The sequence below is a fragment of the Cupriavidus sp. 10L43_2 genome (genome assembly GCF_056395265.1).
Genome location: NZ_JBFTJE010000003.1, coordinates 341565 through 368550 on the forward strand (window position 1 = coordinate 341565; position 26986 = coordinate 368550).

22 protein-coding genes are annotated in these 26986 nt (G+C 67.1%); 8 read left to right on the plus strand and 14 right to left on the minus strand.

What is annotated here, in order from left to right; genetic code table 11:
- Positions 1–2109 (minus strand): fused uroporphyrinogen-III synthase HemD/membrane protein HemX, encoded by a 2109-nt coding sequence (gene hemDX, locus AC1DEL_RS06365; RefSeq protein WP_477125439.1) that lies wholly within the window; start codon positions 2107–2109, stop codon positions 1–3.
- Between the two features lie 10 nt (positions 2110–2119).
- Complete coding sequence (gene hemC, locus AC1DEL_RS06370) at positions 2120–3115, minus strand: hydroxymethylbilane synthase (RefSeq protein ID WP_441590683.1); 996 nt, start codon at positions 3113–3115, stop codon at positions 2120–2122.
- A 133-nt stretch (positions 3116–3248) separates the two neighbouring features.
- Here hemC and ppc point away from each other — a divergent pair, with 133 nt between their 5' ends.
- Positions 3249–6275, plus strand: coding sequence for a phosphoenolpyruvate carboxylase (gene ppc / locus AC1DEL_RS06375; protein ID WP_454757297.1), 3027 nt, complete (start codon positions 3249–3251; stop codon positions 6273–6275).
- A gap of 13 nt (positions 6276–6288) precedes the next feature.
- On the opposite strand, the gene AC1DEL_RS06380 is transcribed toward ppc, so the two are convergent.
- A complete protein-coding gene (locus tag AC1DEL_RS06380; protein WP_477125438.1) occupies positions 6289–6897 on the minus strand; it encodes a ferritin-like domain-containing protein in 609 nt (202 codons plus the stop codon).
- Between the two features lie 186 nt (positions 6898–7083).
- Between AC1DEL_RS06380 and AC1DEL_RS06385 the strand changes: the two genes are divergently transcribed.
- The 7 genes from AC1DEL_RS06385 to AC1DEL_RS06415 all read left to right on the plus strand — a co-directional run bounded on the left by AC1DEL_RS06385 (position 7084) and on the right by AC1DEL_RS06415 (position 13689).
- Entirely contained in the window at positions 7084–7707 is a 624-nt protein-coding gene (locus tag AC1DEL_RS06385; protein ID WP_477125538.1) for a sigma-70 family RNA polymerase sigma factor, read from the plus strand.
- The gene (locus tag AC1DEL_RS06390; RefSeq protein WP_477125437.1) at positions 7704–8438 is read left to right on the plus strand and encodes an anti-sigma factor; all 735 of its coding nucleotides are present in this window, start codon (positions 7704–7706) and stop codon (positions 8436–8438) included. The genes AC1DEL_RS06385 and AC1DEL_RS06390 overlap by 4 nt, the downstream gene beginning before the upstream one ends.
- A gap of 119 nt (positions 8439–8557) precedes the next feature.
- Complete coding sequence (argH, locus tag AC1DEL_RS06395; protein ID WP_092290659.1) at positions 8558–9967, plus strand: argininosuccinate lyase; 1410 nt, start codon at positions 8558–8560, stop codon at positions 9965–9967.
- A 186-nt stretch (positions 9968–10153) separates the two neighbouring features.
- The gene (locus AC1DEL_RS06400) at positions 10154–10696 is read left to right on the plus strand and encodes a TRAP transporter small permease subunit (RefSeq protein ID WP_092290661.1); all 543 of its coding nucleotides are present in this window, start codon (positions 10154–10156) and stop codon (positions 10694–10696) included.
- On the plus strand, positions 10693–12423 hold the full coding sequence (locus tag AC1DEL_RS06405) for a TRAP transporter large permease (RefSeq protein WP_092290663.1): 1731 nt from the start codon (positions 10693–10695) through the stop codon (positions 12421–12423). Before AC1DEL_RS06400 ends, AC1DEL_RS06405 begins: the two co-directional genes overlap by 4 nt.
- A gap of 277 nt (positions 12424–12700) precedes the next feature.
- Complete coding sequence (locus AC1DEL_RS06410) at positions 12701–13291, plus strand: peptidoglycan recognition protein family protein (protein ID WP_092290665.1); 591 nt, start codon at positions 12701–12703, stop codon at positions 13289–13291.
- Entirely contained in the window at positions 13285–13689 is a 405-nt protein-coding gene (locus tag AC1DEL_RS06415) for a hypothetical protein (protein WP_092290667.1), read from the plus strand. Before AC1DEL_RS06410 ends, AC1DEL_RS06415 begins: the two co-directional genes overlap by 7 nt.
- An 83-nt stretch (positions 13690–13772) precedes the next feature.
- Here the strand turns inward: AC1DEL_RS06415 and AC1DEL_RS06420 are convergent, their stop codons facing one another.
- From AC1DEL_RS06420 to AC1DEL_RS06470, 11 genes are all read right to left on the minus strand, one after another.
- Positions 13773–16037 (minus strand): arginine/lysine/ornithine decarboxylase, encoded by a 2265-nt coding sequence (locus tag AC1DEL_RS06420; protein ID WP_092290669.1) that lies wholly within the window; start codon positions 16035–16037, stop codon positions 13773–13775.
- 135 nt (positions 16038–16172) lie between these two features.
- Positions 16173–16739, minus strand: a complete 567-nt coding sequence (gene dcd, locus AC1DEL_RS06425) for a dCTP deaminase (protein ID WP_092290905.1) — start codon at positions 16737–16739, stop codon at positions 16173–16175.
- A gap of 116 nt (positions 16740–16855) precedes the next feature.
- Positions 16856–17689, minus strand: a complete 834-nt coding sequence (locus tag AC1DEL_RS06430) for a formate dehydrogenase accessory sulfurtransferase FdhD (protein WP_092290671.1) — start codon at positions 17687–17689, stop codon at positions 16856–16858.
- 109 nt (positions 17690–17798) lie between these two features.
- Complete coding sequence (locus AC1DEL_RS06435; RefSeq protein ID WP_441590692.1) at positions 17799–18389, minus strand: superoxide dismutase family protein; 591 nt, start codon at positions 18387–18389, stop codon at positions 17799–17801.
- Between the two features lie 81 nt (positions 18390–18470).
- Positions 18471–19673, minus strand: coding sequence for a formate dehydrogenase subunit gamma (locus AC1DEL_RS06440; protein ID WP_092290675.1), 1203 nt, complete (start codon positions 19671–19673; stop codon positions 18471–18473).
- Positions 19674–19687: 14 nt separating this feature from the next.
- Positions 19688–19924 carry an EexN family lipoprotein gene (locus tag AC1DEL_RS06445; RefSeq protein ID WP_092290677.1) on the minus strand — a complete coding sequence of 79 codons (237 nt, stop codon included), beginning with the start codon at positions 19922–19924 and terminating at the stop codon, positions 19688–19690.
- Complete coding sequence (fdh3B, locus tag AC1DEL_RS06450; protein ID WP_092290679.1) at positions 19921–20598, minus strand: formate dehydrogenase FDH3 subunit beta; 678 nt, start codon at positions 20596–20598, stop codon at positions 19921–19923. The genes AC1DEL_RS06445 and fdh3B overlap by 4 nt, the downstream gene beginning before the upstream one ends.
- Before the next feature lie 21 nt (positions 20599–20619).
- Entirely contained in the window at positions 20620–23694 is a 3075-nt protein-coding gene (locus AC1DEL_RS06455; protein ID WP_477109788.1) for a molybdopterin-dependent oxidoreductase, read from the minus strand.
- Between the two features lie 72 nt (positions 23695–23766).
- Positions 23767–23988 carry a formate dehydrogenase gene (locus tag AC1DEL_RS06460; RefSeq protein WP_092290683.1) on the minus strand — a complete coding sequence of 74 codons (222 nt, stop codon included), beginning with the start codon at positions 23986–23988 and terminating at the stop codon, positions 23767–23769.
- 174 nt (positions 23989–24162) lie between these two features.
- Complete coding sequence (locus AC1DEL_RS06465; RefSeq protein WP_477125436.1) at positions 24163–24804, minus strand: TorD/DmsD family molecular chaperone; 642 nt, start codon at positions 24802–24804, stop codon at positions 24163–24165.
- A gap of 31 nt (positions 24805–24835) precedes the next feature.
- The gene (locus tag AC1DEL_RS06470) at positions 24836–26977 is read right to left on the minus strand and encodes a 4Fe-4S binding protein (RefSeq protein ID WP_441590697.1); all 2142 of its coding nucleotides are present in this window, start codon (positions 26975–26977) and stop codon (positions 24836–24838) included.
- Positions 26978–26986: the final 9 nt, after the last annotated feature.

Below are 26986 nucleotides of genomic sequence, written 5' to 3' on the forward strand. Positions count from 1 at the left end.
CTACTCCTTCTTCAGGGCACGCAGCGCGCCAAGGCTCTCGGCCATGGTCGGCAGCGAGACGGAGACCGCGCTGGCCTGCGCCTGCTTGAGCAGGGTCAGCACGCCCTGCACGCGGCGCGAGCGGGTATCGAAATATCGTGAAATCAGCGCCTGGGCGGCGGCGAGGTCATTGCGGAACACCGGCTCGTTGCGCGACAGCAGCGCCAGCCGCGCGTTGAGCAGGCGCAGCTTCACGTTCTCGCGCAGGAACCAGCCCTGGTCGCCGGAGAGCAGCAGCGCGTTGGCGTCGTCCACCTTGCGGATGCGAATCACCTGCCCCATTTCGGCCAGCACGTAGTGCCAGAGCCGCACGAAGGCGTTGCCGGATTCGGGCGTCGGCTGGGTATTTTGTGATGCTTGCGCCGCGCTGGCGGGCTTGCCGTTCTCGCCGGGCGTGCGGTCGAGCATGCGTTCGCCAGACAGCAGCGGCAGCACGTCGATCTGGTTGATCGACTCATCGAGCTTGATCGCGGCGCCGGTCAGGTCCGTATCCGGCACGGCTTTCATGCGGGCGATGTCGCGCGCCAAGGCCCGGCGCAGCTGGTTGTACTGCGGCTTGTCGGCCCGCGCGAGCCGCGCGTCGGCGCTTTGCAGCGCGGCCAGCGCCACCTGCACGTTGCCGCTGAGCTGGAGCTGCTGGCCGGCGTTGGTCAGCAACTGCTGGATCTCGGCAATTTCCCAGTCGTCACGGTTGCGCATCAGGTCCTGGTAGACCTGCTCGAGCGCCACCTGCTTGTCGCGGGTCTCGACCACCTGGCCGTCCAGCGCGCCGACCTTGGCCTGGAGTTCCTTGACCGTCTCCTGCGCGTTGCGGGACAGCACCCGGGTCTCCTGGACCAGAGCGTCGTTGTTCTGCTGGCGCCGCGCCAGTTCCTGCGTCAGATGTTCCACGCGCAGTTGCAGCCACCAGAAGCCGGCCGCGGTGGCCAGCACGATGACGGCGGCGACGATCCACCACGGGTTCATGCGGCGCGGTGCGAACGCAGCGGTGGGGGCACTGGCGGCAGGAGCCGCAGGCGGCGCGACATGCGGCGGCGGGGCCGATGCCGCAGCGGCTGCGGAGGCTGAAGAAGAGGAGGACGTAGTGTCTGGCGTCACGCGATCAACCTTCGTTGACGGGGAATCTGGAACCGGCGCGCGCGGGGTTGGCGTCGGAGCGACGGCCACCACCGGGGTGTCGGATGAATCTGCGCGGACCAGCGCCTCCGCCGGCCCCGCGTGGGCATCGGCCCACTGCGTGCAGGCGGCCAGCAGGCCGGCGTCGCCGGGCGCGGCGGGCAGCACATGGGCGAAGCCCAGCGCGTTCGCCTGCGCGGCAATTCTCGCATGCGGCGCAATGCACTGCATCTGCTTCAGACGCTCGTGTTCCTGCGGCGACAGGTGCAACCGGGCCAGCGCGTCGAGGTTGCGCACAGCTTCGGAACTGGTCAGCAGCCACGCGCAGGGCGGCGCGCCCGGCTTCAGGTTATCGCGCACGGCCTGCCATTGCATGGACGTGGGCTCCGGCAGCGTGCGGCTGTATGCCTCCACCGCGTCGACGGTGGCGCCGGCATCGCGCAGGCGATCGCCGAGCCAGTCGCGCCCGCCGTTCCCCCGTACGATCAGCACGCGCTGGTTCGAGAACGCGCCGGGCGAGGTGTCGAGTTCGGACCAGAGCGCCTCGGAATCGAAGCGCGCCGGTTCATTGTGGATTTCCGCGTTGCCATGCGCCCCGGCCGGGGCCACCACGCGATAGGCAGGCGCGGCAATGCCGCGTTCGGCCAGCGCCGCCACGCTCGACGGCCCGACCACCGCCACCGGCACCTGGGCCGGCCATTGCGGCAGCGCCGGCGCGTTCTGCACGTTCGCCAGCGCATCGAGCGCGAACGAGACCGCATTGGGGCTGACGAAGACCACCAGCGCATAGTCGGCGAGCCGGGCCAGCGCTGCGCGCAGCGCGGCGTCGTCGGCGGGCGGGCCAATGGCGAGCAATGGGAAGCCGAGCACGTCCAGTCCAGCGGACTGGAGCGCCTCGGTCAGTTGCCGGGACTGCCCGGCAGGTCGCGTAACTACGACGGTCGGGCGGGGCATCGCGCGCGCCTCAGGTCGGACCCGCCGCGGCAAGCGCCGCCAGCACGTCATCGGCACCGCGCGCCAGCAGGTCGCCGGCCACCGATGCGCCGAGCTGCTCGGCCGCCTCCAGCGTGTCCACCGCCCGGGCCGCATGCGCACGTATGTCGCGGCTGCCGTCTGGCAGGGCCACGAAGGCGTCGAGTTGCAGGGCATCGCCACGCCAGCGGGCATGGGCGCCCAGCGGCACCTGGCAGCTACCGCCCAGCCGGCGCGACACGGCGCGCTCGGCCGACACCGCCAGCAGCGTCGGCGTATGGTTCAGCGGCGCCAGCCATGCGGCGAGTTCGGGTCGATCGGAACGGATCTCGATACCCAGTGCGCCCTGCCCGGCCGCCGGCAGCGAGGCCTCTGGCTCGATCAGCGCGCGGATGCGCTCGCCCAGGCCCAGCCGCTTCAACCCGGCCGCAGCCAGGATGATCGCGCCGAATTCACCGGCGTCCAGCTTGCGCAGACGGGTGTCGAGGTTGCCGCGCAGCGGCTTGATGACCAGATGGGGATAGCGGGTGCGTAGCGCGGCTTCGCGGCGCAGGCTAGACGTGCCGACCACGGTGCCGGGCGGCATCTCGTCCAGCGACGCGAAGTGCGACGAGACCAGCGCATCGCGCGGGTCTTCGCGTTCCATCACGGCGGTGAGCGTGAAGCCGGCGGGCAGTTCCATCGGCACATCCTTGAGCGAATGCACGGCCAGGTCGGCGCGGCCCTCGGCCATCGCCACCTCCAGCTCTTTCACGAAAAGCCCTTTGCCGCCTACCTTGGACAAGGACTTGTCGAGAATTTGATCACCCCTTGTCGTCATGCCGAGAATGGACACATCGCACGAGGGATAGTATTGTTGCAACGCAGCACGTACATGTTCAGCCTGCCACATCGCCAGCCGGCTTTCGCGCGAGGCGATCACGAGCTTGTGCGGCATGCTGCGGGATACGGCAGCGGACGAAGAAGACGGAGACGCAGGTGCTTGCATGCGCGCATGTTAGCACGCACCCCGGCGGCCTCAGGCCCCGGAATGCGCCCGAAATCGCTTCGCCGCGTATCGGACATGACCAGGGCGCCTTCAAGGCGACCGGCACCTTATAAAAGACAGAGGAGATGACTGCATGACCCAGCCCGTCGCGCGCCCATCGGGCCGCACCCGTACCACCCCTGCCCGCAAGTCCGCCAAGACCACCGCTGCGCCACGTGAAGCGGAAGGCACTTCCGCCGCCCCCGCGAAGCAGCGCGCCGCCCGTGCCAAGCTGGCCGTGGTGGCCACCAATGGCGCGACGGTCGCCGATGCAGCCATCGCCGCGACCTCCCCCGCGCGCCGTACCGCCGACAAGGACCTGCCGCTGCGCGAGGACATCCGCTTCCTGGGCCGCCTGCTGGGCGACTGCGTGCGCGAGCAGGAAGGCGAGGCGGCGTTCGATCTGGTTGAGACGATTCGCCAGACCGCCGTGCGTTTCCGCCGCGAGAACGACCGCGCCGCCGGCGCCGAGCTGGACCGCCTGCTCAAGCGGCTGTCGCGCGACCAGACCAATCAGGTGGTGCGCGCCTTCAGCTATTTCTCGCACCTGGCCAATATCGCCGAGGACCAGCACCACAACCGCCGCCGCCGCGTGCATGCGCTGGCCGGCTCGCCGCCGCAGCCGGGCAGCCTGGCCCGCGCGCTGGAAGCCATCGACGCCGCCGGCGTTACCGGCAAGCAGCTGCGCAAGTTCCTCGACGAAGCGCTGATCGTGCCGGTGCTGACCGCCCACCCGACCGAGGTGCAGCGCAAGAGCATTCTCGACGCCGAGCGCGAAATCGCCCGCCTGCTGGCCGAGCGCGACCTGCCGATGACCGCCCGCGAGCGCGACCACAACACGGCGCAACTGCGCGCCCGCGTGACCACGCTGTGGCAGACCCGCATGCTGCGCAACAACCGGCTGATGGTGGTGGACGAGATCGAGAACGCCCTCTCCTATTACCGAACCACCTTCTTGCACGGCATTCCGCGCCTGATGGCCGAGATGGAGGAAGACATCGCCGCCGTCTTCCCGACCAGCAAGAAGGGCAAGGCCGGCACCGCGCCGGCACCGCTCGCTCCGTTCCTGCAGATGGGGTCGTGGATTGGCGGCGACCGCGACGGCAATCCGAATGTGACCGCCGAGACACTCCAACACGCCGCGCGCGAGCAATCGCAACTGATCATGGCGTGGTATCTCGACGAACTGCACGCGCTGGGCGCGGAGTTGTCGATGTCGTCGCTGATGGTGGATGTCAGCCCCGAACTGATCGCGCTGGCCGATGCTTCGCCGGACCATTCCGACCACCGTTCCGACGAACCGTACCGCCGGGCGCTGATCGGCATGTACGCGCGACTGGCCGCCACCTCGCAGAAGCTGACCGGCCACGAGGCCCAGCGCCACCCGGTGGCCGACGTGGCCCCGTACGACAATGCCGAGGCGTTTGCGGCCGATGTCCAGGTCGTGATGGATTCCCTGCGCACCCACCATGGCGTGGCGCTGGCCCAGGCGCGCATCGACGCGCTCCAGCGCGCCATCGCCATCTTCGGCTTCCACCTGGCCTCGGTGGATATGCGTCAGGTGTCCGACGTCCACGAGGCCGTGATCGCCGAACTGTTCGCCGCCGCCGGCGTGGAGCGCGACTACGCCGCGCTGCCCGAGGCCCGCAAGCGCGAACTGCTGCTGGCCGAACTGCGCCAGCCGCGGCTGCTGACCATGCCGTGGCACGAATATTCCGAGCAGACGCGCAGCGAGCTGGCGATCTTCGCCATGGCGCGTGACCTGCGCGCCCGCTACGGCAAGCGCGTGGCCCGCAACTACATCATTTCGCATACCGAAACGCTGTCGGATCTGATCGAGGTCATGCTGCTCCAGAAGGAGTCCGGTATGCTGCGCGGCACGCTCGGCAGCAAGACCGATCCGGCGCGCATGGAGCTGATGGTCATCCCGCTGTTCGAAACCATCGAGGACTTGCGCAACGCGGCCGGCATCATGCAGTCGCTGCTGGACCTGCCCGGCTTCGACTCGGTCATCGCCCATCACGGCGTGGAGCAGGAGGTGATGCTCGGCTATTCGGATTCGAACAAGGACGGCGGTTTCCTGACGTCGAACTGGGAGCTGTACAAGGCCGAGCTGGCGCTGGTGAAGCTGTTCGAGGCGCGCCGCGTGAAGCTGCGGCTGTTCCATGGCCGGGGCGGCACCGTGGGGCGCGGGGGCGGCCCGACCTATCAGGCCATCCTGTCGCAGCCCCCGGGCACCGTGAACGGCCAGATCCGGCTGACCGAGCAGGGCGAGATCATCAACAGCAAGTTCGCCAATGCCGAAATCGGCCGGCGCAACCTGGAAACCGTGGTGGCGGCCACGCTCGAGGCCTCGCTGCTGCCCACGCAGAATGCGCCGAAGGACCTGGAGTCGTTCGAGGGCGTGATGCAGCAGCTGTCCGACCGCGCCTTCACCGCCTATCGCGACCTGGTCTACGAGACCCCGGGCTTCAAGGACTACTTCTTCGCCACCACGCCGATCACCGAGATCGCCGACCTGAACCTGGGTTCGCGGCCGGCGTCGCGCAAGCTGATGGACAAGAAGAACCGCAAGATCGAGGATCTCCGCGCGATTCCCTGGGGCTTCTCCTGGGGCCAGTGCCGGCTGCTGCTGCCGGGCTGGTTCGGCTTCGGCAGCGCGGTCAAGGCGCTGGTCGATGAGGCGCCGGACGAGAAATCGCGCAAGGCCACGGTGGCCACGCTGCGCCGCATGGTGAAGAGCTGGCCGTTCTTCTCGACGCTGCTCTCGAACATGGACATGGTGCTGGCCAAGACCGACCTCGCCGTGGCGTCGCGCTACGCCCAACTGTGCGAGGACGCCGCGCTGCGCAAGAGCGTGTTCGCGCGCATCAGCGCCGAGTGGCACCTGACCAGCGACATGCTCGCGTTGATCACCGGCCGCCAGGAGCGGCTGGCCGACAACCCGCTGCTGGCACGCTCGATCAAGAACCGCTTTGCCTACCTGGACCCGCTGAACCACTTGCAGGTCGAACTGCTCAAGCGCTACCGGGCAGGCAAGGACGGCGACGACGTGCGCGTGCGGCGCGGCATCCACCTGACCATCAACGGCGTGGCGGCCGGGCTGCGCAACAGCGGCTGATCGACATCGGCATCTAGCCGACGAAGGCCCCGGGCACGGGGTCTTCGCCGAGCGCCGACAGCAGCACGGCCCAGTGCATCGCCTCATCCCCGAGGATGCTGCCGGCGGCCCGGGTCAGTTCCCGGTTGTGAAAATTCGGCAGTACGCCGAGGTAGGCCGCCGTGGCGCCCTTCTCCAGCCCGGCCGCGAAGCGCAGCACATCGGCCTGCGTCTTGAGTTGTTCGGCGGGAAAGTTGTAGTCCCCCGGCTTCTTCGCCGTCATCGGCGTGCCGCCCAGCTTGCTGACGGTACCCGCCAGCACCTGCGCGTGGGCCTTGTGATGGCCCTGGAACTTCACGGCGGTGTCCAGCACCGGCTTCTGCAGCAAGCCGCTTTCCGCGCCCACCTGATAGGCCGCAATGGCCTGATATTCGAGCCCGAGCGCGACATTGAGGATGTTGATGTCATCGCGGGTGCTGCCCGACTGGGTCTGCGCCCAGGCCGGCATCGATTCGCCCAGCGAAAACACCGCGAGCGAGCCGAGCGCAAACAGCCCGGGGGCCTTCAGCAGGCCGCGCCGGCGGGCATCCGGCAGGGTGACGATGCGCGATGCGGCGGCGGGACGTTCTTCCAGAGTGGCCATGACGGTCTCCTGTTCCTTTTGGGGGGAGGCGCGCCACGGGTTGGCGCACCTGTCCGCATATACGCGGCAGCGCGCCAGACGGATGCAGCCGATGCGGTCCATCGGCTTTCCGTCCTTTCCAGCCTTTCCAGCCCATTCTTCCTATACTCAGGCGGAGCCCCTAGCCCCGCCCCCGTGCCTGCTTCCCTGCCCTCCTCCGCGGATGCCCACGCAAACCCTGCTCCTCCCGAAGCGGCGGCGCAGCCGGACCCTGCCGCGCGGCTGGCGGGCCTGCTGCAGGACATCGCCCTGGGCGACCGCCCGGCGCTGCGCGCGCTCTACGACCTCACCGTGACGAAACTGTTTGGCCTGGCGCTGCGTATTACTAATAGGCGGGATTGGGCGGAGGACGTCGTGCAGGAGAGTTTTGTCAGCATCTGGCATCACGCCGGCGACTATCGCCCCCACGTGGCGGCCCCCATGACCTGGATGGCCGCCATCGTGCGCAACCGGGCGCTGGACTGCCTGCGCCGGCAGGCCGCCGCGCGGGGTGGCCAGCCGGCACAGCCCGATGACGACCTGGAAGCCTGGTTGCCCGACGACCGCGCTGGCCCCGCAGATGCCGCGCTGGCGAGCGAACGCGCGGCGGCACTGGCCCGCTGCCTGCAACGGCTGGAACCGTCGCAGCGGCAGGCCATCGCCCTCGCCTATCTGCGCGACGTGAGCCACACCGAACTGGCGGCCCAGCTACAGGTGCCGCTCGGCACCATCAAGTCGTGGATCCGGCGGGGGCTGGAGCGGCTGCGCACCTGTCTGGAGGGGCTGGCATGAGGCTCACCGGCCATCCTGACCTGCTCGACCGTCTGGCCGCCCAATATGCACTGGGGGTGCTGCGCGGCGGCGCGCGGCGCCGGCTGGAGCGGCTGGCGCACGAGGAGACCGCCGTGCGCGCCGCCATCGAACGCTGGCAGGCACGCCTGACCGGGCTGGCGGAGTTGCAGCCGGCGGCCCAGCCAGTCGACAAGGTCTGGTGCGGCATCGAACAACGGCTGGGCTGGCAGGCCGCCCCGCTCAAGCTGAAGCCGCCGCCCCCGCGCCACTGGTGGCAGGCCTTCCAGGACGCCCCGGTGCTGCTGCGCATGGCCTCGGCGGCGCTGGCCTTGCTGGCGCTGATGGCCGTGGGGGTGTCGCAATGGCTGGTGAACCAGCGCGAGCAGGCGCCGACGATGTCCGCCGTGGCGATCCTGAACGATGATCAGGCTCGGCCCGCCGTGGTTGTGCTCTGGGATGCCCCCGCCAGCACGGTCACCGTGCGCCGCCTGGATCACCTGAAGCTGGCCGACCAGCAGGTGCTCCAGCTCTGGGCCCTGCCGGAAGGCGGCAAGCCGCAGTCGCTGGGGGTGATCGGCCGGCGCCACGAGGTGCGGCTGGAAGTGAAGCGCGCGCCGCACAGCGTGCCGGCGCTCGCCATCAGCATCGAGCCGCCGGGCGGCTCGCCCAGCCCGGACGGGCCGTCTGGGCCGGTGGTGTTCCAGGGCCGGGTGGTCGCCCAGCCGGCTTGAGGCCAGGTAACGCCCATCGGGCGCGGAATCCGTCCCCGGGGGCGATATAATCGCGGTTTCCCGAATTTCGCCAGCGCCCGCCGCCGTTCGCGGCGCGCGCAACAACTGTCCCCTCGCCCATGACCTCCCAACTTGCCAAGAAAGGCGAAGCCTGGTCCGCCCGCTTCTCCGAACCGATGTCCGACCTGGTGAAGCGCTACACCGCATCGGTCTTCTTCGACAAGCGCCTGGCGCTGTTCGACATCGCCGGGTCGCTGGCCCATGCGGCCATGCTGGCCAAGCAAGGCATCATCGCCGAGGCGGACCGCGCCGAGATCGAGCGTGGCATGACGCAGATCCGTGGCGAGATCGAGTCCGGCGCGTTCGAGTGGAAGCTCGACCTCGAGGACGTCCACCTGAATATCGAGGCCCGCCTGACCGCGCTGGTCGGCGACGCCGGCAAGCGCCTGCACACGGGCCGCTCGCGCAATGACCAGGTGGCCACCGACATCCGCCTGTGGCTGCGCAGCGAGATCGACAACATCATCGGCCTGCTGGGCGCCCTGCGCGCCGCGCTGCTGGACCTGGCCGAGCAGAACGCCGACACCATCCTGCCCGGCTTCACCCACCTCCAGGTGGCCCAGCCGGTCACCTTCGGCCACCATCTGCTGGCCTATGTGGAGATGTTCACGCGCGACGCCGAGCGCATGGCCGATTGCCGAAAACGCGTCAACCGCCTGCCGCTGGGCGCCGCCGCGCTGGCCGGCACGAGCTACCCGATCGACCGTGAGTTCGTGGCGTCCCAGCTTGGTTTCGACGGCGTTTGCCGCAATTCGCTCGACGCCGTCTCCGACCGCGACTTCGCGATCGAATTCTGTGCCGCCGCCGCGCTGGTGATGACGCACGTCTCGCGTTTTTCCGAAGAACTGGTGCTGTGGATGAGCCCGCGCGTCGGCTTCATCGACATCGCCGACCGCTTCTGCACGGGCAGCTCGATCATGCCGCAGAAGAAGAACCCGGACGTGCCCGAACTCGCCCGCGGCAAGACCGGCCGCGTGAACGGCCACCTGATCGGCCTGCTGACGCTGATGAAGGGCCAGCCGCTCGCGTACAACAAGGACAACCAGGAAGACAAGGAACCGCTGTTCGACACGGTGGACACCGTGGTGGACACGCTGCGCATCTTTGCCGACATGGTGCCGGGCATCACCGTGAAGCCGGAGGCCATGCGCGCCGCCGCGCTGCAGGGCTACGCCACGGCCACCGACCTGGCCGACTATCTGGTCAAGCGCGGCCTGCCGTTCCGTGACGCCCACGAGGCCGTGGCCCACGCCGTGCGCGCCTGCGACGACCGCCGCTGCGACCTGGCCGACCTCACCGTGGCCGAGCTGCGCGAGGTCTCCGGCCTGGGCGACAAGTCGAGCCTGATCGGTGACGACGTGCACGCCGTCCTGACGCTGGAAGGCTCCGTGGCCGCCCGCGATCACATCGGCGGCACCGCGCCCGCCCAGGTGCGCGCCGCCATCCAGGCCGCCCGCGCCGCGCTCTGAAAACGCACGTGAAGCAGTAAGCTTTCCGTAAGGTTCGGAGAGCCCCGAAACCGCCGTGGCGCAAGCCCCGGCGGTTTTTCTTTGGCGCCCGTGATGTGCACGCGACGCCGGTAGGTACATCCCCCTAGCGCCGATAGAATTTGTTACAGATACACTAATCGCCGCAAAAACCGGGGGAGACAACCCATGTATTACTTGCTTGGTCTGTCACGACAGATCGACAGGTTGAACCAGCACACAGGCAGAGTTGCAAACATCATGATCCTGCTGTCGTGCCTGGTCAGCGCGGGGAACGCCCTGCTGCGCTATGGCTTCAACCTCAGTGACAACTGGCCACTCGAACTGCAGTGGTATATGTTCGCCATCGCCGTGATGTTCGGCACGTCGTACACGTTCCAGCGCAATGAGCACGTGCGCGTGGACCTGATCTACGGCAACGTGTCCGAGCGCGCGCAGCACTGGATCGACATCTTCGGCATCGTCGTGTTCCTGCTGCCCTCCACGATCCTGTTCACGTGGCTCTCGTGGGAATCGCTGTTCCTGCCCTCGTGGCGCATCCTCGAGCAATCGGGCAACTCCGGCGGGCTGCCGCGGTACCCGATCAAGCTGGTGGTGCCCATCGGCTTTGCCCTGCTCACGCTGCAGGGCATTTCCGAGCTGATCAAGCGCTTCGCGGCCCTGAAGGGGCTGGTGCGCATCGAATCGAAATACGAGAGGCCGGTGCAATGATCCCGTTGGAATATATGCCGCCGCTGATGTTCGGCGGCCTGGTGGTATTCATGCTGATCGGGTTCCCGGTCGCATTCTCGCTGTCCGCCGTGGGTCTGGCGTTCGGCTTCCTGGCCATCGAGTGGGGCTACTTCCCCGTCCAGTTCCTGCAGGCGGTGCCGAGCCGGGTGTTCGGCAGCGTGCTGGCCAACGAGTTGCTGCTGGCCATTCCGTTCTTCACCTTCATGGGGGCGATCCTCGAGAAGTGCGGGCTGGCGGAGGACATGCTGGACTCCATGGGCCAGCTCTTCGGCCCCGTGCGCGGCGGGCTGGGCTACTCGGTGATCATCGTCGGCTTCATCCTGGGGGCGATCACCGGCACGGTGGCGGCGCAGGTCATCGCCATGGCCATGATCTCGCTGCCGGTGATGATGCGCTACCGCTACAACATGAAGTACGCCACGGGCGTGCTGGCGGCCTCGGGCACCATCACGCAGCTGGTGCCGCCGTCGCTGGTGCTCGTGGTGCTGGCCGACCAGCTCAAGACCCCGATGGGCAGCGCCGACGTCGGCAGCATGTACCTGGGCGCCTGGGGCCCCTCGGTGGTCCAGATCGCGCTGTTCGCGCTCTACACCTTCGTGATCACCCGCATCAAGCCGGACTGGCTGCCGCCGGTGCCCCCGGAGGCGCGCACGCTGACCGGCTGGGCCCTGTGGCGCAAGTGCCTGCGCGGCATCATCCCGTGCGCGGTGCTGATCTTCCTGGTGCTGGGCACGATCATGCTGGGCATTGCCACACCGACCGAGTCGGGCGCCATGGGCGCGGTGGGTGCGCTGGTGCTGGCCGTGATCCGTGACAAGGGCTTCAACCGGATCGACCGCACGATCTACCGCGTGGGCCTCGCCGCCACGCTGGTCGCGGCTGGGGTCGGCTTCTACGCGTTCGGCTCCCACGCGTTCCGGATACCGCTGGCGCTGGCCTATCTGGTCCTGCTGTGGCTGCTGGTCCGCGCGGGGCAGTTGACCGACCTGCGGCTGCTGATCGTCGATGCCTACCAGTCCACGGCACGCCTGACCGCGATGGTGGTGTTCATCCTGATCGGCTCGACCTGCTTCTCGGTGGTGTTCCAGGGCGTGGACGGCGGCGCCTGGGTGGAGCACCTGTTCACCTCGCTGCCGGGCGGCTGGATCGGCTTCCTGATCGTGGTGAACCTGTTCATCTTCTTCCTGGCGTTCTTCCTCGACTTCTTCGAGATCGCCTTCATCGTGGTGCCGATGCTGGCACCCGTGGCGGTGAAGGTGCTGACGCCGGTGGTGCTCGAATCGATGGGCGGCAACCCCGAAGCGGCCGCCACGGCGGCCCTGGTGTGGTTCGGCGTGATGCTGTGCGTGAACATGCAGACCTCGTTCATGCATCCGCCGTTCGGCTTCGCGCTGTTCTACCTGCGCGGCATCGCCCCGAAGGAAGTGAAAAGCTCGGACATCTACTGGGGCGCCCTGCCCTGGGTCGGCCTGCAGATGGTGATGGTGCTGCTGGTGATGTTCTGGCCGGGCATGGTGACGGGCCTGCTGGACAAGGGCTCGCTCAAGCACAGCAACTCGGCGGAGGTAAGCATCCCGCTTGGCGGAGAGGATGCCAAGCCGGCGGCGCCACCGGGCGGCGCATCGAGCCCGGGCACGCTGGAATTGCCGGCCGCCGAGCCCGCCGAACCAGCCGCACCGCAGTTCGAGTTCGAGAAGAAGAAGTAATACGGCCGAATCGGACTGCACAAGAGCCCCGCGCGATGCGGGGCTTTTTTTCGTCCGTCGTTTGCGCCAAGGGCCGAGTGCCTCCAGATTTTTGGACGTAGTGCTAAAGACGGCAGCGAGTCATTACGGTATTGAACGCATTGGTACCTTGCCACGTCAGGGCCATGACTTCCATGGCTACCGACCTGCGATGGCAAGACAACCGACGAGATCGTGTTTCTGCCGCAGACACGGTACGACAGCAATACCGGTAAGGCGGCCTGATTTAGGAGAGACCATGCTGTTCATATCGAAGGAAGGACACGTTGACTCAGATCGTATCGTTGTACGGATTTATCCTCGGATCGAACGCGGTCCGATGCACAAGGTGAATGGAATTGTGGTGCATCAGACGGCAGCTCCCACGGCCTCCAGCACCTTCAGTTCATATCAGGTCAATGGCGCCAATGGCGCACACTTCCTGATTGATAGGGATGGGACTATCTATCAGACCGCATCGCTGAGAAAAAGAACGAACCACGTCGGCAATATCAAGTCGCGTTGCCTGGAAACCAGGAAATGCTCGCCGGCAGAGTTCAATGCCGCCTACCCATTGAAATGGCGACCTACGCCACTATCGCGGCATGAGCACAGGAAACCCTTCCCCGAACGATATCCCGGCAACACGGATTCGGTTGGCATTGAACTGGTAGGGGCATACATTGAGAAAAACGAAGTGTACGAGTCCGTGACCCCGTCACAGAATGACGCTGTTCGATGGCTCGTAGCAGAACTTTCAGCCACCCTGAAAGTGGCCATGGGCGATGTCTACAGACACCCTCAACTCTCTCGGAAAACCGAGTCCGAAGCGAGCTCCGCAAAATGGTGAGAAACCTGTTGCTCGCGCTGTGCGCGATGTTGTGGCTTGTCATGTCGCCGGTCGCACATGCCCGTGCTGTAAAGGCGGTGACGATAGATGCCGTAGGACTCAGCAGGCTCGAGGAGATGGCGCAAGAATGCAAGAAATTCCGGCCTTCCGTGAAACTGGTAAAACGCTATTTCTCGCGTGCCTATCCAGTAGATGCCATCTACTACTCCAAAAAGTTCTGGTCCCCTTGTTGGGCGTCGGGAACCATCGAGTACGCAGATGGAAATCGCGGGAAATGGCGGCTGAGTTCCGGTGGGGCGGCCTACCTCGAATGGAGTCATTCAGGCGAGGTGATCTTGTATTTCAAGAATAATGGTTGGCAAGATCCCTTTGGGTCCGGCTACGACGAGTCGGTCTAAACAAGAAAAACCGGCGCCAAGGCGCCGGTTTTTTGTCGATCCGTCATGGCGGAACCTCCGAGAGGAATCCGAAACGGACATCCCTACTGCTTCACGCAGTCCACAAAATAAGCCTTCTGTCCGTCCACCTCATCTTCCACCAGACCGTGGATGTCGGTTTCAAATCCCGGGAACAGCTTGTTGAACTCGCGTGCGAACTTCAGGTACTGGACGATGGTCCGGTTGAAGCGCTCGCCCGGGATCAGCAGTGGAATGCCCGGGGGGTACGGCGTCAGCAGGATGGCGGTGACGCGGCCTTCCAGTTCGTCCACGGGCACGCGCTCGATCTCGCGATGGGCCATCATCGCCCAGGCGTCGGACGGCTTCATGGCCGGCTCCATGTCCGACAGGTACATCTCCGTCGTCACGCGCGCCACATCGTTGGCCTTGTAGACGCTGTGGATCGCGTCGCACAGGTCCCGCAGGCCCATGCGCTCGTACTGCGGGTACTTGCCGACGAACTCCGGCAGCACGCGCCACAGCGGCTGGTTCTGGTCGTAATCGTCCTTGAATTGTTGCAATTCAGTGACGAGCGAGTTCCAGCGGCCCTTGGTGATGCCGATGGTGAACATGATGAAGAACGAGTACAGGCCCGTCTTCTCGATGATGATGCCGTGCTCGGCCAGGTACTTGGTGACGATGGCCGCCGGGATGCCGCGCTCGCTGAACTCGCCGTCCACGTCGAGGCCCGGGGTGATCAGCGTGGCCTTGATCGGGTCGAGCAGGTTGAAGCCGTCGGCCAGGTCGCCAAAGCCGTGCCAGCGCTCGTTGGCCTGCAGTATCCAGGCCTCGCGGTCGCCGATGCCGTCTTCGATCAGCGCGTCCGGGCCCCAGACCTTGAACCACCAGTCGCCGTTGTTGCCGGCCTCGTAGTCGCCCTCCACCTTGCGCATGGCGCGGCGGAAGTCCATCGCTTCCTGGATGCTTTCCTCGACCAGCGCGGTGCCGCCCGGGGCTTCCATCATCGCCGCCGCCACATCGCACGAGGCGATGATCGAGTACTGCGGGCTCGTCGAGGTATGCATCAGGTAGGCCTCGTTGAACCGGTAGCGGTCCAGCTTGCGGGTCTCCGAGTCCTGCACCAGGATCTGGGACGCCTGCGACAGCCCGGCCAGCAGCTTGTGCGTGGACTGCGTGGCGAACACCAGCGCGTCCTTGCTGCGCGGCCGGTCACGGCCGATGGCGTGCATGTTGCGGTAGAAGTCGTGGAAGGCGGCGTGCGGCAGCCAGGCTTCGTCGAAGTGCAGCGTGTCGATCTCGCTCGCCAGCATCTCCTTGATCTGCTCGGCGTTGTACAGCACGCCGTCGTAGGTGCCCTGGGTGATCGTCAGGATGCGCGGCTTCTGGTTCTTGGCCTTGCTGGCAAACGGATGGTTGGCGATCTTGCGGCGGATCGTCTCCGGGTCGAATTCGCTCTTCGGGATCGGGCCGATGATGCCGTAGTGGTTGCGCGTCGGCATCAGGAACACCGGAATCGCGCCGGTCATCATGATCGCGTGCAGGATCGACTTGTGGCAGTTGCGGTCCACCACCACGATGTCCCCCGGGGCCACGTTGGCGTGCCAGACCATCTTGTTCGAGGTCGACGTGCCGTTGGTCACGAAGTACATGTGGTCCGAGTTGAAGATCCGCGCGGCGTTGCGCTCGGATGCCGCCACCGGGCCGGTGTGGTCCAGCAGCTGGCCCAGCTCGTCCACGGCGTTGCAGACGTCGGCGCGCAGCATGTTCTCGCCGAAGAACTGGTGGAATACCTGCCCCACCGGGCTCTTCAGGAACGCCACGCCGCCAGAGTGGCCCGGGCAGTGCCACGAGTACGAGCTGTCCTGCGCGTAGGCAATCAGGGCCTTGAAGAACGGCGGCGCCAGGGTGTCAAGGTAGACGCGGGCTTCGCGGATGATGTGACGCGCCACGAACTCGGGCGTGTCCTCGAACATGTGGATGAAGCCGTGCAGCTCGCGCAGGATGTCGTTGGGAATATGGCGCGAGGTGCGCGTCTCGCCGTACAGGAAGATCGGCAGGTCCGAATTGCGGCGGCGCACTTCGTTCACGAAGGCGCGCAGCTTCTCGATGGCGGCGGCTTCGGGCTGGTCATCGGCGCGCACGAACTCGTCGTCGTCGATCGAGACAATGAACGACGATGCCCGGCTGGACTGCTGGGCGAACGAGGTCAGGTCGCCGTAGCTGGTCAAGCCCATCACTTCCATGCCTTCGCGCTCGATGGCCTCTGCCAGCGCGCGGATGCCCGAGCCGGAAATGTTCTCGGAGCGGAAGTCTTCGTCGATGATGATGACGGGGAAGCGGAATTTCATCGGTCGATCCTTGATGAGAAGGCTTTGGAAAGACTTGAGCCACATGGCCGCCGGAAGGCTCCCCCGGGCGGCGTCATGTGGCTCTTTCGTCAGAATTGGGCGGCCGTCGGTCCGGACGCCGGCATTGTAATGCGGTCAGGTCTTCGGCAGTGTGACACCGTGCTGGCCCTGGTACTTGCCGCCGCGGTCGGCGTACGAGGTCTCGCAGATTTCGTCGCTCTCGAAGAACAACACCTGGGCGCAGCCCTCGCCGGCGTAGATCTTGGCGGGCAGCGGGGTGGTGTTCGAGAACTCCAGCGTCACGTAGCCTTCCCACTCGGGCTCGAACGGGGTCACGTTGACGATGATGCCGCAGCGCGCGTACGTGCTCTTGCCCAGGCAGATGGTCAGCACGCTGCGCGGAATGCGGAAGTACTCCATCGTGCGGGCCAGCGCGAACGAGTTCGGCGGGATGATGCAGACATCGCCCTTGAAGTCCACGAAGGACTTCTCGTCGAAGTTCTTCGGGTCGACGATGGTGCTGTTGATATTGGTGAAGATCTTGAACTCGTCCGCGCAGCGGATATCGTAGCCGTAGCTCGAAGTGCCGTAGGAGACGATCTTGCGGCCGTCCTCCTCCCGTACCTGGCCGGGCGCGAACGGCTCGATCATGGCGTGCTGTTCCGCCATGCGGCGGATCCACTTGTCGGATTTGATGCTCATATTGGCTGGCGGAATGGACGATGGGCGGCGCCCGGCCGAGCCGGTGCCGCTGGAATGGGGCGCATTGTACAACCAATCCGCCTGCGAACCGCCTCCGGCGGCCCCCCGACGCGCCTTCAGGCCGGCGCGGCCGCCTCGGGCTGGCTGTGGCGGAACCGCTCCCGCCCGGTATACAACAGGAAATGCTTGCCGGTGCAGCGCGCGAACAGGCTCAGGTTGACCCGCTGGGCCATCTGGTAGCCCATCTGGGTCACCCCGGAGCGCGACAGCAGGAACGGAATGCCCATCTGCGCGCCCTTGATCACCATCTCGGAGGTCAGCCGGCCCGTGGTGTAGAAAACCTTGTCCTCGCCAGTCATGTCTTCCAGCCACATCCGGCCGGCGATGGCGTCCACGGCGTTGTGCCGGCCCACGTCCTCCACGAACATCAGCAGCTCGCTGCCCCGGAACAGCGCGCAGCCGTGCACCGAGCCGGCCTGCTTGTAGACCGACTGCTGCAGGCGGATGGTGTCGATGATTGCGTAGAGGGTTTCCTGGGTCAGCGTGGCATCCCCGGGCAGGCGGATGTTGTCGACCTCGTCCAGCAGCGAGCCGAACACCGTGCCCTGCCCGCATCCCGTGGTCACCACGCGGCGCGCGGTGCGTTCCTCGATGCGGTCCACGCCGGTGCGGGTGGTCACGGCAGCCGATTCGGTCTCCCAGTCCACCTGGATCGCGGCGATGTCCTCGATGTCGTCCACCAGCCGCTGGTTGCGCAGGTAGCCCAGCACCAGGTGCTCGGGCGCGCCGCCCAGCGTCATCAGGGTCACCAACTCGCGCTTGTCGAGGTAGACCGTCAGCGGCCGCTCGCCCGGCAGCCAGGCCGGGCGCACGCGGCCCTGTTCGTCAACGACCTCCACCTCCTCGATCAGCGGGACGGCGGCATGGGTCAACTCGGGGCGCAGGGGCATGGGGGCGGGGGCGGGAAGGTGCCGGCCCGTGGCGGGGGCGCCATCGGGCCGGTTTCAGGGGCGTTTTGTTACTGCGGAACTACCGTTTATAGCCAAAAACTATCGATACTCAGGATGCGGCGACCACGCCACACGCGATCCGGCCGCCAGCGTTGCCGGTCGGCTGGGTGCGATAGTCGTCCGGGTCCTTGTGGACGATCACGGCCTTGCCGATCACGCTGTTCGGGCCCGGGCCGACGGTGACGTCCGGCATCAGGAACTGTACGCGCGCGTTGCCGCTGGCGTCGGCGGTCAGGTTGTTCATGTCGCCGGCATGGTGCTCGGGCATGGTCATCTGGCCGTGCGGTTTGCCGGCAGGGTTGAAATGGCCGCCGGCGCTCATCGCGTCAGGGGCCGAGCAATCGCCCTTCTCGTGGACGTGGAAGCCATGCGAGGTGCCCGGAGGCAGGCCCGTGACCGCCACCACCACCATCACGCCGGCCGCCTGCTGGTCGAAGGTGACGCGGCCCGCGGTATTGGTGCCGCTCTTGGACTGCAACGGTGCCGCCGCCTTGGCGCCCACGGCGACCCGTGCCGCCGCCGGCGCGGCAGCCGGGGCCGCGCTGGCGCTGGCCGCATCGCTGCTGGTGCCCGAGGTTCCGCAACCCGCCATCACTGCCACGGCGGTGCCCACTGCCAAACCGCAAAGTACACGTTTCATGCCAAACCCTCCTCTAGAGTTGACTGCCGTGGCGATTGTAACGCCGCCCCGGTCGGGTGCATGGTGCGCTGCGGTAAACCCTCACACTTCGCCGGGACGCGGCCGCACGCGCGGCGTGTCGTCACGGGGCGTGGAGCGCTGGGCGGGAATCTTGCCGGACTGGATGTCGTCGTACCAGATCTCGTGGTGCTCCCGGGCCCAGGCCTCGTCCACGTAGCCATCGCGCATGGCGCGGTAGGCGCCCTCCATGCCGATCGTCCCCATATAGATATGGCCGCAGGCCAGCACGATCATCACCACGGCCGAGACCCCATGGATCACGTGGGCGATCTGCATCGTGGCGCGGTAGTAGTCCAGGCCCGGCACGATCATGTCGAGCACCCAGCCGGAGGCCGAGAGGACCAGCCCGAGCAGCACCATCCCGCCCCAGAACCACATCTTCTCGCCGGCGTTGAAGCGCGCGCTGGGCACGTGGGCGCCGGAGGCGAGCCCGCCGAGCTTGCGCACCCAGACCACGTCGCCACGGTTCGGCACGTTGTCACGCACGAACACCACGAAGGTGGCAATGATCGACAGCGTGAACACCGGCCCGGTCAGGTTGTGCAGGTTCTTGAGAATGTAGGTGAGCCAGCCGAACAGCGTGTGGCCCATGATCGGCAGCAGGAAGTGCTTGCCGAACAGGATCACGATGCCCGAGATCGCCAGGATCACGAACGAGATGGCCACGGCCCAGTGCACGAAGCGCTCGGTGGGCGTGAAGCGCTCGATCATGCGGCCCGTGCGCGGGGACTTGAGCGGGATGGTGCGGCGCCAGGCGAAGAAGGCCAGGATGGCCGCCGGCACCAGGATCAGGATCCAGCCGCCCCAGACCGTCAGCACGCCATTGCGGAACAGCCGCCATTTCTGGCCGGTGCGCTGGATCAGCACGCCGGCTTCCTTGGCGGGCAGGCTGCTGTAGTGATGCTGGTCCGAGTTGACCTCGCGCCAGACCGGCGCGTTGTTGCCCGGCTGGGTCACCGAGCGCTCCTGCTGCGAGCGGGCCTCGGCGGCCACGTCGCGCCGGGGCACGTTGAAGATGTTCTCGCTGGCCACGCCCGCGAACGGCTGCACCGGGTGCGTGGCGGGATTGTTGGCGTCCGCCTGGGCCTGCGTCGGGGCCTGCGCCTGCGCCGGAGGCTGCGCGGCAGGCGGCGAGGCCGGCGCCTGGGCCAGCGCCGCGCCCGCCACACCGGCGGCAAGGACCACCCCGGCCAGCAAGGTCTTGAGGGTCTGGATGACGGTCATGGCGCCTCCCCCGCTCATTGGATGCGGTTGTACTCGTTCTGGTACTGGTTGCGCTGATGGATCTGACGCTGCCAGCTGTCCTTGTCGCCCGCCGTCCAGCCCTTGGCCACGAACGGGTCGCCGGGGGCGCCCTGCCAGGCGATGGAATCCGACTTCTTGTGCGTGGCCGAGACGGTCTGCGGCTTCTCGCTGCACGCCGCCAGCAGCGCGACGGTGGCGAGCATCGATACGATCAACGCGGTGCGGGTCATGACGGCTGCCCTCCGCCGGCCGGGGCGCCGGGTGCGGTGCCCTGCGGGGTGCTGGGGGCCGCCGGAGTGCCGTTGGCAGGCGCCTGCGGCTTGCCATAGGCCGTGCCCCAGCCGAACACATCGCCGCCCGTGCCGCGCTTGATCACGCGGTTGCGCAGGATGTCGGCAATCACGTCGCCATCGCCGCCGAGCAGGGCCTTGGTCGAGCACATTTCCGCGCAGAGCGGCAGCTTGCCCTCGGCCAGCCGGTTGCGGCCGTACTTTTCGAATTCTTCCTCGCTGCCGTTCTTCTCCGGGCCGCCGGCGCAGAACGTGCACTTGTCCATCTTGCCGCGCACGCCGAAGGTGCCCTCGCTGGGGAACTGCGGGGCGCCGAACGGGCAGGCGTAGGAGCAGTAGCCGCAGCCGATGCAGACGTCCTTGTCGTGCAGCACCACGCCGTCGTCGGTGCGGTAGAAGCAATCCACCGGGCAGACGGCCATGCAGGGCGCGTCCGAGCAGTGCATGCAGGCCACCGAGATCGACTTCTCGGCGTTGAGAATGCCGTCGTTGATCGTCACCACGCGGCGCCGGTTGACGCCCCAGGGCACCTCGTGCTCGTTCTTGCAGGCAGTGACGCAGCTGTTGCATTCGATGCAGCGCTCGGCGTCACAGATGAATTTCATGCGTGCCATGTGTCTCTCCGCTTCTCAGGCTCAGGCAAACCGCTCGATCTGGCAAACGGTGGTCTTGGTTTCCTGCATCATCGTCACCGAGTCGTAGCCGTAGGTGGTGGCCGTGTTCACGGCCTCCCCCCGGACGATCGGGTACGCGCCATCGGGATAGAACTGCTTGAGATCCTTGCCTTCCCACCAGCCCGAGAAGTGGAACGGGATGAACGCCGTATCCACGCCCACGCGCTCCGTCACCAGCGCGCGCACCTTGAGGCGGGCACCGGTCGGCGTGCGCACCCAGCAATAGTCGCCGTTGCGGATGCCCCGCGCGGACGCTGCCTGCGGGTTGATCTCGACGAAGTTCTCCTGCTGCAGCTCGGCCAGCCACGGGTTGGAGCGGGTTTCCTCGCCGCCACCCTCGTATTCCACCAGCCGGCCCGAAGTCAGGATGATCGGGAATTTCTCGTAGATCTTGTTCTCGATGTTGCGCTGCTGCACCGACTTGTACAGCGTGGGCAGGCGCCAGAAGGCCATCTTGTCGTCGTGGGTCGGGTACTTGGCGACCATGTCCGGCCGCGTGGAGTACAGCGGCTCACGGTGCTGCGGGATCGGGTCGGGGAAGTTCCAGACCACGGCGCGCGCCTTGGCGTTGCCGAACGGATGGCAACCGTGGTTCTTCATCACCACGCGCTGGATCCCGCCCGAGAGGTCGGTCTTCCAGTTCTTGCCCTCGGCGGCCTTCTTCTCGGCGTCGGTCAGGTCGTCCCACCAGCCCAGCTTCTTCAGCAGCACGTGGTCGAACTCGGGGTAGCCGGTGGTGATCTCCGCCCCGGCCGAGCAGGAGCCATCCTCGGCCAGCAGGTTCACCCCGTCGCGCTCCACGCCGAAGTTGGCGCGGAAGTTGCCGCCGCCGTCCATGACGTGCTTCGAGGTGTCATAAAGATTCGGCGATCCCGGGTGCTTGAGTTCGGGCGTGCCGTAGCACGGCCACGGCAGGCCGAAGTAGTCGCCGGTCAGGTCGTAGCCGGTGACCGGGTCCTTGCCGCCCTTGCAGCGCAGCGTCTTCACGTCGAACATCTGCATGTTGCGCATATGCGACTTGAGCCGCTCCGGCGACTGGCCCGTGTAGCCGATGGTCCAGTTGCTGGCGTTGATCTCGCGCAAGATCGATTCGGTCTCGGGCTCCTGCCAGGTACGGCCGGCGCGCTTGACCTCGATCATCTTGTAGTTCTTCGACAGCTCCTTGCCAAAGCCGAGCTTCTCGGCGAAGGCCTGCATGATGGTGTGGTCGGGCATCGACTCGAACAGCGGCTCGATGACCTTCTCGCGCCATTGCAGCGAGCGGTTCGAGGCCGTGCACGACCCCGAGGTCTCGAACTGGGTGGCCGCCGGCAGCAGGTAGACGGCGCGGTTCGGATTGATCTTGTCGCCGTCGGTCGGCGTCATGTTCGCCATGGCGGCCGTGGCGGAGGGGTACGGGTCCACCACCACCAGCAGGTCGAGCTTGTCCAGCGCGCGCTTCATCTCCAGGCCGCGCGTCTGCGAGTTCGGGGCGTGGCCCCAGAAGAACACGCCACGGACGTTGTTGTCCTGGTCGATCAGGTCGCGCTTCTCGGTCACGATGTCGATCCAGCGGGACACCGTGGTGCCGGACTTTTCCATCAGCGTCTGCGAGACGAACTGCTTCTTGATCCATTCGTAATCCACGCCCCACACCGCCGCGTAGTGCTTCCACGCGCCGGTGGCCAGGCCGTAGTAGCCCGGCAGGGAGTCGGGGTTCGGGCCCACGTCGGTGGCACCCTGCACGTTGTCATGGCCACGGAAGATGTTGGCGCCGCCGCCCGACACGCCGATATTGCCCAGCGCCAGCTGCACGATGCAGGAGGCGCGCACGATCGCATTGCCGATGGTGTGCTGGGTCTGGCCCATGCACCAGACCAGCGTGGACGGGCGATTCTTCGCCATGGTCTCGGCCACCAGCTTCACCTGGGCCTCGGGCACGCCGCAGACTTCCTCGACCTTGTCCGGGGTCCACTTGGCCAGGACCTCGGCCTTGACCTTGTCCATGCCGTAGACGCGGTCGTTCAGGTACTTGGGGTCTTCCCAGCCGTTCTGGAAGATGTGATACAGCACGCCGAACAGAAAGGCGATGTCGGTGCCCGAACGGATGCGCACGTAGTGATGCGCCTTGGCCGCCGTGCGGGTGTAGCGCGGGTCCACCACGATCACCTTGCAGCCGTTCTCCTTGGCGTGCAGCAGGTGCAGCATCGACACCGGGTGCGCCTCCGCGGCGTTGGAGCCGATATACAGCGCCGCGCGGGCGTTCTGCATATCGTTGTACGAGTTCGTCATCGCCCCGTAACCCCAGGTGTTCGCCACGCCGGCCACGGTGGTGGAGTGGCAGATGCGCGCCTGGTGGTCGGTATTGTTGGTGCCGAAGAACGACACCCACTTGCGCAGCAGGTACGACTGCTCGTTACTGTGCTTGGAAGAGCCGACGAAGAACATCGAATCGGGGCCGGTCTCCTGGCGGATGGCCTTCATCTTCGCCGTGATCTCGTCCAGCGCCTGGTCCCAGCTGATCTTCTGGTACTTGCCGTTGACCAGCTTCATCGGGTACTTGAGCCGGTACTCGCCATGGCCGTGCTCGCGCAGCGCGGCACCCTTGGCGCAGTGCGCGCCCATGTTGATCGGGGAGTCGAAGACCGGTTCCTGGCGTATCCAGATGCCGTTCTGCACCACGGCATCCACCGCGCAGCCCACCGAGCAGTGGCCGCACACGGTGCGCCGTACCACGATCTCGCCCTTGCCGGCCCCGGCGCCGGTCTTGCCGTCGTCGGCATCGGCCTTGCGGATCAGCGTCAGTTGCGTGGCGGCCAGCCCGGCACCCACGCCGATGCCCGACCGCTTGAGAAAGCTGCGCCGATCCATCGTCGGCATCGCCCCGGCCAGCCCGGCGGCCAGGCGGGACGCCAGGCGCCCGTTGCCATTGCCATTGCCATTGCCATGACTATTGCCATGACTGGAAGGATGGGCCTGCGGAGCAGTTGGGTCGGCGAGCCGGTTCGCAACCCGGTCGGTCTGGCCTTGGTCCGCGCGCTTGCGGGTCAGGATCATGTCTTGCCTCGGCGAAAGAGGGGGGACGAGAGACAAGGCGCGCCAGCCGGCACGCCGTGCGGGCGCCCAGGTCTAGATCAGCGTGGTGCGGTAGTACTTGCGGATATGGGCGGAGACCCGGTAGCCCTGGCTGTCGGGCGCGGGATCGGCCGCATCGGCGGTGGTGGGCGGCGCGAGGGCATCGGCCAGCGCCGATTGCCCGCGCGTGGCCACAGCGGCGGCACCGGCAGCGGCAACCACGCCAGCCCCGGCCAGGAAGGTCCGGCGTGCGACCCGGGATTGCTTGTCTTTCATGGGGGCTCCTGTCGGCTTTGCGTGACCGATGGATGATCTATTTATGCCTTGTCTTGCATATTCTAGATTGAAGCGAAATGAAAGACCACACTGTCAATCGGAAAATCCTCAAACTGCGGATAAACCCGGTGCTTGCGTTGGCCTTTCACACGGCTTTCACACAATCGCCCTGCCTCAATGCATCTCCAGCGCCACCGCCTCCACGCCGGTGAACGCGCGCAGCAGTTCTGCCGCACTGCGGTAGAACTGCGCCTGCGGGTGCTCGGCCAGCGCGTCGCAGAGTCGCTCCATCCACGGCTGCATATGGCGGGCAAAGAAGCGCTGCTGCTCGCCGGCGTTGCAGACCGCCACATCATCCCCCGCCACCAGGAAGCGCATGACCTCGCACAGTGTGGCGATGTGGTCCTCGGTCTCGCTGATGCCCTCGTGCCGCGCCAGCCCGTAGCGGGCCAGGTCGTCGCGCAGCGCCACCAGCGGGCGTTCGTTCAGGAAGCCGGCCAGGTAATAGGAGCCGTACAGGAAGACCTCCTGCTTGCCCACGCCGACGAACAGGCGCGCGTACTCGTCGGCGGCTTCCTCGGCGGTGGTCGTCGATGCTGCGTCGCACAATGCGTTCCAGGCCTGGCCCAGCACCGTGCGGGCGTCCTCGGCATTGGCGCGGTTGGCGGCGATATGGTGGAGCAGCGCGGCATCGGGCGGCCGGAAGAACAGCGTGGCCAGCAGGCCGTAGAGGTCCGCGCGGGCCATGTCCTCGGCGTCGGGCTCGCCGGGGGCCGGCGCGGGCGGGATCAGCTGAATCGGCTGGAAATCAGTCATGTCTTGATAGGTCTGGTCGGCCGCACCCGCACTACTGGAGCGTGGCCCCGCGCGTCGCGCCGGTGTCTTTTTCGATCATGTCCACCACGCGGCAATCGGCACACATCTTCAGCCGGTCCGCGTTGGCGCCCGCGAAGGCCGGGTGGCCGGCCAGTCGCACCAGCATCGACTGCACCATCTGGGCGGTGCCGAACGGCTTGGCGCAGCGGATGCAATGGAACGGCTGCGTCTCGTTCAGCGTCACCGTGCGGCGGGCGCCCTCGCCCGTCAGCAGGCGCGGCACCAGCGCGATGGCGTCCTCCGGGCAGGTGGTCTCGCACAGCCCGCACTGCACGCAGTTGCGTTCGATAAAGGCCAGCACCGGGCGCTCGGCGTTGTCGCGCAGCGCGTTGGACGGACACGCGCCCACGCAGGCCATGCACAGCGTGCAGCGGCCCGTGTCCACGGTAATGGCGCCCAGCGGCGCGCCGGCGGGCAGCGGCACCACTTCGGCCGGCACCGGGGCATGGCGGGCGAGATGGTCGATGGCGAAGTCGAGCGTCTCGCGCTTGGCCAGCGCCGCGCGGAAGCTGGCCGGCGGCGGCGCGGTCACGCGCGACGGGGGACTGGCGAGCGCGGCGAGGCCGGCATCCAGCCCGCCCACGTCGCCCGCTTCCACGAGCGTCAGCCGCAACCCGCGATAGCCCAGCCCTTCGACAATGGCGCGCGCCACATTCATCTGTTCGACCAGCGCGGCGCGGTACTGCGGGGCCTCGTCGCCGGTCAGCAACACGGCCACGCCGCCCGCGCCCCAGCTCAGCGCCGCCAGCCAGAGTTCGATGCCGGTGGCAGCCGGGTGGAACAGCGGCACGGGAATCACGTTGGGCGGCACGCCGCGCGCCTGCCCGGCCCGGGCCGCGCGGCCCAGCGCCAGGATGGCCGGATTTCCATACTCCTCGCCATGCAGTAGCAGCACGGCATCACGGCCGCCGGCGGCATTGTAAGTCGAGACCAGCGTGCGCAGCCGCTCGCCAAGCGCCTCGGGGCCGGGATAGGCGTAGCTGATGGCGCCAGTCGGGCAGACCGTGGTGCAGGCGCCGCAGCCCATGCAGAGATTGGGCGTGACCTCGATGGAACCCTTGCCATCGCGCCACCGCGAGCCAATCGCCTGCGTCGAGCAAATGTCGATACATGCGGTGCAGCCGGTGGTCTGGTTACGGCCGTGGGCGCACAGGCTTTCCTTGTAGCGGAAGAACTTGGGCTTCTCGAACTCACCCACCAGTTGTTGCAGTTGCAGCGCGTGGGCATGCTGGCGCGCCACGTCGGCGCCCGCGTGCAGGTAGCCCTGCGGGGGCTGGTGCATGGCGAAGGCCGGGGCGTCGTTGAGGTCGAACACGAGGTCGAAGCGCGCCTCGGTAGTGGCGGCAGGCCGGTCGAAGTCGATCGCCGCCGCCGCGCCGCAGGCCTTCACGCAGTCGCGATGGTCGCGGCAGCGGTCCAGGTCGATCTGGTAGCTGAAGTCGATCGCCCCTTCCGGGCAGGCATCGACGCAGGCGTTGCAGCGCGTGCAGAGGTCGAGGTCGATCGGGTTGCTCTGGCCGGCGCCGGTCCGCCAGCTGGCCGTGAAGTTGCCGAGCCAGCCGGTCAGGCCGGCCAGCGTGCCGCTGTGGACGGGCCACGCGCGGCTGGCGGGCGGCGTCACATCGCTGATCGATGCGCCGGTCAGCAGCACGGTGACTTCGAGGCCGGCCTCGGTGAGCCGGCCCGCCCAGGGCAGCGCCCGCGCGGCCGGGCCCAGTACCAGGACGGCGCCGTGCGAGCGGTAGTCCACCACCGCCACCGGGTCGGGCTCGGGGAGCGCGGCGGCAGCCAGCAGGGCGGCGATCTTGGCGTTGGCGGTGGCCGGGTCACGGCGCGCGCCCTGCGACCACCCGCCGGTCTCGCGGATATTGACGAAGCGCACCGGCGCGGTGACCACACCGCCCTCGCGCGCAGCGCCAGCCACCTCGGTGAACAACGGGCTTTCCTGGGTGCAGGCCACGATGACGTCTTCCGCGCCATCGAGCGCCCGGCGGAAATCGCCGATTTCACGCCGGCACAGCAGGCGGTGGACCTTCAGGGAACCAGAGGCATCGGACAGTGCCGCCCCGTCAAGCGGCATGGTGTCGTTGCAATTGCAGATCAGCGTCGGCATGGGGCAAGA